General features: G+C 38.7%; 11 protein-coding genes and 1 pseudogene. 4 read left to right on the forward strand and 8 right to left on the reverse strand.

The window, feature by feature from the left end; genetic code table 11:
* Position 1 precedes the first annotated feature (1 nt).
* The 3 genes and pseudogenes from ACOKFD_RS19270 to ACOKFD_RS19280 all read left to right on the forward strand — a co-directional run bounded on the left by ACOKFD_RS19270 (position 2) and on the right by ACOKFD_RS19280 (position 3,960).
* A complete protein-coding gene (locus ACOKFD_RS19270; protein ID WP_299001098.1) occupies positions 2-955 on the forward strand; it encodes an acetyl-CoA carboxylase carboxyltransferase subunit alpha in 954 nt (317 codons plus the stop codon).
* A gap of 169 nt (positions 956-1,124) precedes the next feature.
* Positions 1,125-2,672: a replicative DNA helicase gene (gene dnaB, locus ACOKFD_RS19275; RefSeq protein WP_299001101.1), complete on the forward strand. Its 1,548-nt coding sequence runs from the start codon at positions 1,125-1,127 to the stop codon at positions 2,670-2,672.
* 97 nt (positions 2,673-2,769) lie between these two features.
* Positions 2,770-3,960, forward strand: a pseudogene (locus ACOKFD_RS19280) (asparagine synthetase B).
* Positions 3,961-3,974: 14 nt separating this feature from the next.
* On the opposite strand, the gene ACOKFD_RS19285 reads toward ACOKFD_RS19280, so the two are convergent.
* The 4 genes from ACOKFD_RS19285 to ACOKFD_RS19300 all read right to left on the reverse strand — a co-directional run bounded on the left by ACOKFD_RS19285 (position 3,975) and on the right by ACOKFD_RS19300 (position 6,734).
* Positions 3,975-4,472 (reverse strand): hypothetical protein, encoded by a 498-nt coding sequence (locus ACOKFD_RS19285; protein WP_422859370.1) that lies wholly within the window; start codon positions 4,470-4,472, stop codon positions 3,975-3,977.
* A 182-nt stretch (positions 4,473-4,654) separates the two neighbouring features.
* Positions 4,655-5,341 (reverse strand): hypothetical protein, encoded by a 687-nt coding sequence (locus tag ACOKFD_RS19290; protein ID WP_422859371.1) that lies wholly within the window; start codon positions 5,339-5,341, stop codon positions 4,655-4,657.
* A gap of 125 nt (positions 5,342-5,466) precedes the next feature.
* Positions 5,467-5,946, reverse strand: a complete 480-nt coding sequence (locus ACOKFD_RS19295; RefSeq protein ID WP_422859372.1) for a cupin domain-containing protein — start codon at positions 5,944-5,946, stop codon at positions 5,467-5,469.
* A complete protein-coding gene (locus ACOKFD_RS19300; protein ID WP_422859373.1) occupies positions 5,943-6,734 on the reverse strand; it encodes an HAD family hydrolase in 792 nt (263 codons plus the stop codon). The genes ACOKFD_RS19295 and ACOKFD_RS19300 overlap by 4 nt, the downstream gene beginning before the upstream one ends.
* A 71-nt stretch (positions 6,735-6,805) precedes the next feature.
* Between ACOKFD_RS19300 and ACOKFD_RS19305 the strand changes: the two genes are divergently transcribed.
* Positions 6,806-7,228 (forward strand): secondary thiamine-phosphate synthase enzyme YjbQ, encoded by a 423-nt coding sequence (locus ACOKFD_RS19305; RefSeq protein WP_422859374.1) that lies wholly within the window; start codon positions 6,806-6,808, stop codon positions 7,226-7,228.
* Positions 7,229-7,278: 50 nt separating this feature from the next.
* Here ACOKFD_RS19305 and rplT read toward each other — a convergent pair whose 3' ends face one another.
* The 4 genes from rplT to thrS form a co-directional block, all read right to left on the reverse strand.
* Positions 7,279-7,623 carry a 50S ribosomal protein L20 gene (gene rplT / locus ACOKFD_RS19310; RefSeq protein ID WP_299001118.1) on the reverse strand — a complete coding sequence of 115 codons (345 nt, stop codon included), beginning with the start codon at positions 7,621-7,623 and terminating at the stop codon, positions 7,279-7,281.
* A gap of 89 nt (positions 7,624-7,712) precedes the next feature.
* Positions 7,713-7,910 (reverse strand): 50S ribosomal protein L35, encoded by a 198-nt coding sequence (rpmI, locus tag ACOKFD_RS19315; protein WP_046744547.1) that lies wholly within the window; start codon positions 7,908-7,910, stop codon positions 7,713-7,715.
* A gap of 76 nt (positions 7,911-7,986) precedes the next feature.
* Positions 7,987-8,535: a translation initiation factor IF-3 gene (gene infC / locus ACOKFD_RS19320; RefSeq protein WP_299001124.1), complete on the reverse strand. Its 549-nt coding sequence runs from the start codon at positions 8,533-8,535 to the stop codon at positions 7,987-7,989.
* Positions 8,536-8,572: 37 nt separating this feature from the next.
* Positions 8,573-10,513 (reverse strand): threonine--tRNA ligase, encoded by a 1,941-nt coding sequence (thrS, locus tag ACOKFD_RS19325; protein ID WP_422859375.1) that lies wholly within the window; start codon positions 10,511-10,513, stop codon positions 8,573-8,575.
* Positions 10,514-10,768: the final 255 nt, after the last annotated feature.

The following is a 10,768-nucleotide window of genomic DNA, read 5'->3' on the forward strand; positions in this document are numbered from 1 at the left end:
AATGGAATATTTAGATTTTGAACTCCCTATAAAAGAATTGGAAGACCAATTGCAAAAATGCATGGTCATTGGTGAAGAAAGTGACGTGGATGTCAGCGAGACCTGCCAACAAATTGAGAAAAAACTAGTAGAAACCCGAACAGATATCTACAAAAATTTGACGGCTTGGCAACGTGTTCAGTTGTCAAGACACCCCAATCGCCCGTATACCATGGATTATATCACTGCCATTTGCGGGGATACCTTTCTAGAACTTCATGGCGATAGAAATGTAAAGGATGATAAGGCAATGATTGGTGGCCTTGGAAAGATTGGAGACCAAAGTTATATGTTCATTGGTCAACAAAAAGGATACAATACCAAGACTAGGCAATATCGAAATTTTGGTATGGCAAATCCTGAGGGGTATAGAAAGGCCCTTAGGTTGATGAAGTCTGCAGAAAAGTTTGGGATACCCGTGGTTTGTTTTATAGATACTCCAGGGGCATATCCGGGAATTGAGGCAGAGGAGCGTGGACAAGGAGAGGCCATTGCCAGAAATATTTTGGAGATGACCCGATTGAAAGTGCCGATTATTGTTGTGATTATTGGCGAAGGAGCTTCAGGTGGAGCCTTGGGCATAGGCGTTGGCGATAAGGTCTTAATGTTGGAAAATACCTGGTATTCCGTAATTTCTCCTGAATCTTGTTCTTCCATACTTTGGAGAAGTTGGGAATATAAGGAACAAGCTGCTGAGGCGCTTAAGCTTACAGCTACGGATATGAAAAAACTAAAGCTTGTGGACGAGATTGTAAAGGAACCTTTAGGAGGTGCCCATACCAATAGAGAAAAAACTTTCGACACGGTTAGGAATAAAATTTCAACCCATTTTGAAGCACTTAAAAAGTTATCACCAAAAGAATTGGTGAAAACTCGAATGGAAAAGTACGCTTCTATGGGTGTGTTTAACGATTAATTCCCTGTATCTAGAGCTCGCTTTATATTTCTCTATATTTCTTTTAAAGATTTTATGGGATATCAACATTTAAAGCTAACTTATCAACAACCGATTTGTTAATGACCTGTGGAAAGGGCAGGTTTAAAAACCAAGGTTAAGTAAAGGTTAATTAGCTACATTCGCACTCATGGAGAAACCTAACCCTATTATTGGTCATAGAGTTGATAAATCAACCCTGATAAACTTGGAGCGTGGCAAAATACCGCCTCAAGCTGTTGATTTAGAGGAAGTTGTATTGGGTGCAATGATGATTGACAAAAAGGGTGTAGATGAGGTAATTGATATTCTTCACCCTGACGTATTTTACAAGGATGCCCACAAATACGTCTATGAAGCCATCTTCAAACTGTTTGAATCTTCAGAACCTGTAGATTTATTAACCGTTTCAGCCCAATTAAAGAAAGATGGGAAGCTGGAAGCTATCGGCGGTGATTTTTATCTAATAAAACTTACTCAAAAAGTGGCTTCCTCAGCACACATTGAGTTTCACGCCCGTATCATTCTCCAAAAATATATTCAGCGTAGCCTTATCAAAATTTCCAACGAAATTATCGAAGATGCGTATAATGAGTCTACTGATGTGTTTGACTTATTGGATAGTGCAGAGGCAAAATTGTACGAGGTGACCCAAGGTAATCTGAAACGATCTGCAGAAACTGCCTTGGATTTGGTCATTCAGGCCAAAAAGAAAATTGAGGAGATTTCCAATAAAGAAGGAACTAGTGGAATACCCTCTGGATTTGATAAATTGGATAGACTTACCTCCGGATGGCAACCAAGTGATTTAATCATCGTTGCAGCTAGACCGGGTATGGGTAAAACAGCCTTGACACTTTCCATGGCCAGAAATATTGCGGTGAATTCAGATATTCCCGTAGCATTCTTTTCTTTGGAAATGTCTTCTGTACAGTTGATTACAAGGCTTATATCTTCAGAAACAGGACTTTCTTCGGAGAAATTACGTACGGGTAGACTAGAAAGTCATGAGTGGGAACAATTGAATATAAAGGTTAAGGCTTTGGAAAAGGCTCCTTTATTTATTGACGACACTCCTTCACTATCCATTTTTGACCTTAGGGCCAAAGCGAGAAGATTGGCATCTCAGCATGGTATAAAGTTGATAATAATTGATTATCTACAATTGATGACCGCGGGCGGAAGTCAAAAAGGTGGTAACCGAGAGCAGGAGATTTCTACCATCTCCAGAAATTTAAAAGCGTTGGCCAAGGAATTAAACGTCCCAGTAATAGCGTTGTCCCAATTATCCCGTGCGGTAGAGACTAGGGGAGGGAGCAAACGCCCAATCCTTTCTGACCTTAGGGAATCTGGAGCTATTGAGCAGGATGCGGATATTGTTTCCTTCATATATCGACCTGAATACTACAAAATTGATGAGTGGGATGATGAAGAAAGAACACCTACTCAGGGTCAGGCCGAGTTTATCGTAGCCAAACATCGTAACGGTGGATTGGATAATATTAGGTTAAAATTTGTGGGTGCCTTAGGTAAATTTGATAACTTGGATGACTTTGATTCCCCTTTTGAGTTCCAATCCAAGATGAATTCGGACGGTGAGAATCCATTTGCAACGCCAAATTTACCAAATGCAGATGAGGCATTTGGTAGTGCGATGAACAGCGATGATGACCCGGATGATAATGATATACCTTTTTAAAAGAACCACACTCTCGTTTCAAGCGAAAGTGCAAAATCTAAGCCTTTTATTTTTCTTCTTTGTTTTTTTTGTAAAAGCTTCGGTAATTCTCATTCCAATGGATGCCGATGGGCAGGAAAATCATTTAAAAGCCTACGGAATAACCTATTGGGTATTGAACAAACAACAAAAGGTACAATGGCTTCTCAATTATCGCGGCGGGTCTTTTTTGTTGCCTGATGGCGAAGCCATCCGAAAAGAGTGTCAGATTAGAGGGGTTTCTTTTGAAGTTCTATCAGATGCAAAAGCAGAAGAAATACTTGATGATATCAGTAGTCCATCCCAAAATCAAGAAGCCGTAATATTGGAGAAAGCACCTAAGATAGCAGTATATACACCTAAAGGAAATCAGCCATGGGACGATGCCGTTACCATGGTACTTACCTATGCAGAAATTCCCTATGTAACCATTTATGATGAAGAAGTTTTAGATGATAAATTGGCCTTGTATGATTGGTTGCATTTACATCATGAAGACTTTACGGGTCAATATGGGAAGTTTTACGGAGCTTACAGAGCCGCACCGTGGTACATTGAAGCCAAAAAAGAAGCAGAAGCATTGGCCAGTAAGCTTGGTTTTTCCAAAGTTTCTGAACAAAAAAAGGCGGTGGCTCTCAAAATCCGTAATTATGTTATTGGAGGAGGGTTTATGTTTGCGATGTGCTCCGCTACGGATAGTTTTGATATTGCCTTAGCGGCAGAAGATACAGATATCTGCGAAGCTATGTTTGACGGAGGATCCTTCCGATGCCAATTATCAAAGCAAGCTTGACTTTAAAAATACCTTTGCCTTTTCAAACTTCATTTTGGAACGAAACCCATTGCGATATGAGTTTTCATCCATTGATATGACCAACAAGCGCAGAAATGTACCGAGAGAGTCTGATTATTTCTCTTTAATGCAGTTTTCTGCAAAATGGGACCCAGTCCCTACTATGCTTACCCAAAATCATACAAGCTTGGTTAAGGGTTTTATGGGGCAGACCACAGCATTCACCAGAGAATCAGATAAAGTCTACTGTGATGGTGTTGGGAGAGAACAAAATCAATAGTGAAGCTCGATATATTCATGGAATCAAGGGAAAGGGCTTTTTTACATTTTATGGCGGGCATGATCACTGAAGATTACCAACACAGGGTAGGAGACCCCAAAACAGAACTGGAGTTACATCCTAACTCCCCAGGGTATCGGCTTATTTTAAACAATGTTCTTTTCCCTGCAGCTAGGAAAAAGAAGCAGAAAACTTAAAATTTCGACCTTTTTTAAAACCGTATTCTACTTGAAAATGCGCTCATCACCGGCATGGCGAAAGCGGGCTCTCCGAAAGCCCCTAGTGTACCTCCGTTGATGGCAAAATTTATACCTGCCTCCAAACTAATTTTTTCATTGATTTGATATCCTGCTCCACTACCAACACTAACGCGCGGTTTTTGACAACTTGGACCACCAATTTTATCCTGGGAAAATTCTATTTCCGACCCTGAAAAAACGTAAAGCTTAGAACCAAAAAACTTTTTGATTCTTAAAGCTACCCTTGTTCTATTATTCGTAAGATACGTATCATAAAATGTTTGTAGTTCCGTATGGAACTTATCAGAAACCTCATAATTTAGTTGAAACATGGCATGTTGTTCATTAAAAGAACTAACTGGATACCCAAAACTTTCAAGGTGAAGTTTTTCTGGTGTTTCTATTGGGCTGTGCTGAGCAGATATACCAAGGGAAAGAAGTACAAACAAAAGAAAATAAATACGTTTCATGATTGATGATTTTATTCTTCAAATTAACCAAATGAGAAAGTCGCACCTGTTAAGGGAATACTAATTTTGGAATCCGAACGCTTTTCTTTTAGAGTTTAGTGATTGTTCAAGCCCTCTATTAGGTCGGTAAATAATGTTTACAGATTTAGAATGGAGGCAGAAAACCTAATGGAATGGGATATTCAAAGCTGTGTTATCCCAATATTCACAAAAACAGCATCCAAGGCGTTACCGTTGTTGTTAATCACATATCTAAATCGAACTTCATCATTGGCTTGTAAGGGATAGATTATAGTTCCAGAAGTGCCCCACCAATCTTGATTGGGGAGAGAAGCAAATCCTCTGGTAAGATAACCGCGCAAAGTTCCATTTATGAAAAGCCCGATGATATATTTGGTATCCCCTGATGGCATATCGCGTACCGAAAAGGCCGCACTCATAAAATAGGTGCCAGTTTCAGTTACTCGTATTCTGCCATTGCCCAAGGTTTGGTAAATTCCACCTGTATTGCTAAGTTCATTTGTAGCGTTGACCGGAAAATCGTAATAGGTGTTGGTGCTGTTTACGATAAGATTATTGTTTCCGTTGCTGGCTCTATTAAGAACTACAGTTTTGCTTTCATTAGAGGGTGCTACCCAGCTGGAACCTTCAAAGAAATTGATTTCTTTTGTATCCTCATTATAAATGAGCATACCATCTTCAGCGTTTGAAATGCTATTGATCTCCGTTTGATTGGCTTTGTGTACTTTAACCAAATCACCTGCGGAAGGAGCTTGACTCCAAGAAAATGCCAATCCTCCCAGAAGTAAAAAGAATAGAGAAACCAACACATTTTGCCCTACTAGTTTGAGGGTTAGAAATTGGAGCATACTTTAGCGCGTTTGGTATAAAGCTAAAAGTAGAGTCTTAGAGGTGCAATAAATTGTTGTAAACTCACTGATTAGCAATGTAATTACATAGGAAAGAATAACTTAAGAGCGTGTGAGTCCTTTAATTATTGCTTCATGCTGTGGGAACTTTTCCAAAAGTTCTGCTTGACTGGGAAGGACAAATCTTCAAAATCAAATCCTGGGGACACCGTGCAGCCCACAAAAGAATAACTGTCAGATTCCAAGGTTTTGGCGCCGAACCAGTATCCGCCAGGGACAACAAATTGAGGGAATTGACCAGATTTAAAATCGGCTCCAATGATCTTTTCCGAATAATCACCCTCATCGGAAATCATGAAAAGTTTTAATGGTGACCCGGCGTAAAAATGCCAAATCTCGTCTTGCTTTATTTTATGAAAGGCCGAAAAGGTATCTGAGGTAAGCAAAAAATAGATACAAGTCGAGTAGTTCCGCTTTCCATTATAAATGGTTGGCAATGAATTCTCTTCAATGGCCCCAACGCTTCTGTATGTTTCCTTGAAATAACCACCTTCAAGATGAGGTTGTAGATTGAATTTTTTAATAAGAAAGTCAATATCCTTCATAAGAGCTTTTCTAGAATTCTCTCTACTCCAAATTCATTATTGCTTAAAGTCTCAAAATTGGCTACTTTTTTCACATTGGGATGGGCATTGGCCATGGCAAAACTATACTCCGCCAAGGATAACATTTCCAAATCATTATTGTAATCTCCAAAAATCAAAACCTCATTAGAGCGTATTCCAAAATTATCCATAACCTTTTGCAAGGCATTTCCTTTATGGGCCTCAATATGGTTTAAATCTACCCAATTTTGTCCGGATACCTTGACTTTGACCTGCTCATCAAGGTGTTTTGTTTTTGGGTAGATGTATTCCTCTGCACTTACGCCATGGTAGACCGCAATTTTTACAATCTCATCGGTTACTGTTGCATAGTCATCTACAACTTCATAATGGGAATAGTATTCTTTAAGCTGCTCTAGGAAAGACATAGATCTACCATCAAAATAGGATGTATACTTTCCACATAACATGGCATAAGCTCCATCAATCGAATCAACGATTTCCAAAAGCTCTTGGGCCAAGCTTTGATTTATTGGGGTTACGGATAATTCTTCCTCCCTTTGTTTTACAAAAGCCCCATTTTCAGAAATAAAAATAATATCATTCTTGATTGCATGGAGTTTCTCAGCCATGCTATGATATTGACGACCACTAGCCGCAACAAATTGTATGTTTCGTTTTTTTAGTTCTTGAAATTGCTCCAAAAAAAGAGAACTGACTTCATGCTTCGAATTTAACAGGGTCCCGTCCATATCTGACACGACCATTTTTATTCTCGATAAATCCATAGAAGAATTTTAAAACTGTAAAGGTAGCTGTTGTTTCTTCAATGATGTAAAGTTTGTATTAATTTCCCAGTATGAAATACTATCAGACGGAAATACAGTTAAAACCTAAGCGAAGAGGGTTTCATCTAATCACTGAAATAATAAAGCAGGCAATTCCTGAAATTGCGCATATTGAAAAAGGGTTTTTGAATGTGTTCATCAAGCACACATCTGCCTCTTTAACCATTAATGAAAATGCAGACCCTACGGTGCGTATCGATTTTGAAAGCCATTTTAATGAAATGGTACCGGAAAATGCTCCCTACTATATACATATCTATGAGGGGCCAGATGACATGCCAGCTCACATTAAGGCTTCGTTGCTGGGGAGTTCCGTCCAGATTCCGATTACAAGGGGAAGTATGAACTTAGGTATTTGGCAGGGAATATATGTATGTGAACATAGGGATAATGCAAGTGGAAGAAATCTTGTGTTGACGGCCCATGGCTCTTAAACAAAAAATCCCGCTCATATGAGCGGGATTTTTAAGCGGGAAAATAGTTTTTATTTTACTTTTTCGACGATGGCTTTGAACGCATCAGGATGGTTCATGGCCAAATCTGCAAGCACTTTTCTGTTAAGCTCAATTCCTTGAGCTTTTACCTTGCCCATAAATTGGGAATATGACATACCATGCAATCTTGCTCCTGCATTGATACGGGTTATCCAAAGGGCGCGGAAAGTTCTTTTTTTGTTTCTTCTGTCACGGTAAGCATAAAGCATTGCTTTTTCTACCGCATTTTTGGCTACTGTCCAAACGTTCTTACGTCTTCCAAAGTAACCTTTTGCTTGCTTCATTACTTTTTTTCTTCTAGATCTTGAAGCAACTGAATTAACTGATCTTGGCATAATGTTTCATTTTTTTGTAGCAGGCGCCCTATTTAAGGAACTTTGATGGCCCGACTCCATGGTTAATAATTAATGTACCGACTCAACAATTATTTTAAACGTAATTGTTCTTTAATGCTATTGACATCCGACTCATGTACCAATGTAGAGTGGGTCAATTTGAGCTTACGCTTTTTAGATTTTTTAGTCAAAATATGACTTTTAAAAGCGTGCTTTCTTTTGATTTTACCAGTACCTGTAAGCTTAAACCGCTTTTTAGCACTGGATTTTGTTTTCATCTTAGGCATTTTCTCCTTTTTATAATTTAACATCGAGTATTGCTCGATGTCCCGCTTTATATATGCTGAACCTTAGTTCGGATATTTACTTTTTTGCTTTGGGGGCTATGAACATGGTCATACGCTTTCCCTCTAGTTTTGGCATTTGCTCTACCTTGCCAAGCTCTTCCAGCTCTTGGGCCAATCGGAGCAAAAGAATTTCGCCTTGGTCTTTGTAAACAATGGAACGACCTTTAAAAAACACATAGGCCTTTAATTTGGCTCCATCCTTCAAAAACTTTTCAGCATGCCTTTTCTTAAACTCGTAATCATGGTCATCTGTTTGAGGCCCAAATCTAATTTCCTTCACGATAACTTTGGTCGCTTTGGCTTTCAGTGCCTTGTCTCGTTTCTTTTGTTCATAAAGAAACTTTTTGTAATCCATGATTTTACAAACCGGAGGCGCTGCCTTAGGTGAAATTTCAACTAAGTCCAACTCCAGTTCTTGCGCTTTGGCCAAAGCCTTAGCTGTTGGGTAAACACCCATTTCCACGTTGTCCCCTACCAATCTTACCTGTGGGGCAGTGATTTTTTCATTGATATTGTGAGGGTTCTTGTTTTCCCTCCTTGGTTGGGGTCTAGATCTTCTTCGTATTGCTATGACGTATACTTTTTAATTAAACTTAAATTTCTTAGAACGACTTTAAGGTACTATTTATTTCAGTAGTCACCAAGTCTTCAAATGCTTCAACACTTATACTTCCCAAGTCTTCTCCTCCATGCCTTCTTACAGATATGGTATTGGAGCTTTCTTCCTGTTCGCCCACTATCAACATAAAAGGAACTTTTTTTAATTCTGCTTCACGAATCTTCTTTCCAACAGTCTCGTTCCTATTATCAATGAGCGCGCGAATTTCGTTATTTTCTAAAGAATTTAAAACTTTTTCAGCATATTTTTCATGTTTCTCACTGACAGGCAATACCATAGCTTGGTTTGGAATCAACCATAAAGGGAAGTTTCCGCCGGTATGCTCTAATAGGATAGCCACAAAACGTTCCAAACTTCCAAAGGGAGCCCTGTGAATCATAATGGGTCTATGTAGCTCATTATCACTTCCTTTATAGGTAAGATCAAAGCGTTCTGGTAAATTATAGTCCACCTGTATGGTACCCAACTGCCAGCTTCTTCCCAAAGCATCTTTGACCATAAAATCCAATTTAGGTCCATAGAAAGCAGCTTCTCCTGATTCTACAACAAAATCCAATCCCTTTTCTTTAGCTGCATTTATGATTGCATTTTCCGCCTTGTCCCAGTTTTCAACATCTCCAATATATTTATCTGGATTGTCTAAGTCCCGAACAGAGACTTGGGCAGTGAAGTTATTAAAACCTAGAGACCTCAAAACATATAGCGACAGGTCGATGACGTTTTTAAACTCTTCATTGAGCTGGTCTGGTGTGCAGAAAATATGGGCGTCATCCTGAGTGAAACCACGAACTCTAGTTAGCCCATGTAATTCGCCGCTTTGTTCGTATCGATATACAGTTCCAAATTCAGCATATCGCTTTGGTAAATCCTTGTAGCTAAAATGAAAACTATTATAGATTTCGCAATGATGAGGACAATTCATCGGTTTCAAAAGGAATTCTTCCTCTTCCTTTGGCGTGTGAATAGGTTGAAAACTATCCTCTCCGTATTTGGCATAATGACCAGATGTAACATAAAGTTCTTTCTGGCCAATATGAGGAGAAACAACCATCTCATATCCTGCTTTTTTTTGTGCCTTTTTCAAAAACTGCTCTAATCTTTCTCTTAGAGCTGCACCATTTGGCAACCATAAAGGGAGACCTTGTCCTACCTTTTGGGAGAAGGTGAAAAGTCCCAATTCCTTGCCGAGCTTTCTATGATCTCTTTTTTTTGCTTCTTCCAAGAGCTCGAGATATTCGGTAAGCTCCTTTTGCTTAGGAAAGGAAATACCATAAACGCGAGTTAACTGTTTGTTGTTTTCATCTCCACGCCAATAAGCTCCTGCAGTACTCAGAACTTTAAATGCTTTAATAATTCCTGTATTCGGAATATGACCTCCTCTACATAAGTCAGTGAATGTACTATGATCACAAAAGGTTATGGTGCCGTCGTCCAAATTTTCAATCAACTCTACCTTATATGAGTTGTTTCTTTCCTTGTAAAAATGCAATGCATCACTTTTAGAAACCTCCCTCATTTTGAAATCATGCTTTCCTCGAGCTATTTCAAGAGCTCTTTTCTCGATTTGCGGGAAGTCCTTTTCAGAAAAAGAATGCTCGCCAAAATCCACATCATAATAGAAGCCATTTTCTATAGCAGGTCCAATGGTCAACTTCACTCCAGGATACAATTCTTCTATAGCTTGTGCCAAAATATGAGAAGATGAATGCCAGAACGCAGTCTTGCCCTCATAATCTTTCCAAGTATATAATGTTAAAGTGCCATTGGTGGTTAAAGGGGTTGATGTTTCAATAATATCATCATTGAACTTGGCTGAAATGACATTTCTGGCCAAGCCCTCACTAATACTTTTGGCAACATCCATTGGACTAGTTCCTTTGGAAACCTCTTTGATTGCTCCATCTGGCAACGTTATTTGTATCATTTTCACCTTCTGTTTGTGGGGCGCAAAGATAGTATCTTGTATTTAGTGATACAACAGTATTATATTTTGATGAATAACTGAGAAACTATCTATTGAACTACGAATCAAAAGTTTATGGATGTTATTGGAGATTAACTAAAAGTTTTTTGAATTTAAGTTACAGAATATTTGTATTTAAAAATCTGATAATCAATTATTTGTATTTTTTTTGATTTTTTTTTGAAAATAGTTTGGTGGTATTAAATAAAGCTATCT

Origin of the sequence: Flagellimonas ulvae (assembly GCF_049333175.1) — a bacterium.
GTDB lineage: Bacteria > Bacteroidota > Bacteroidia > Flavobacteriales > Flavobacteriaceae > Flagellimonas.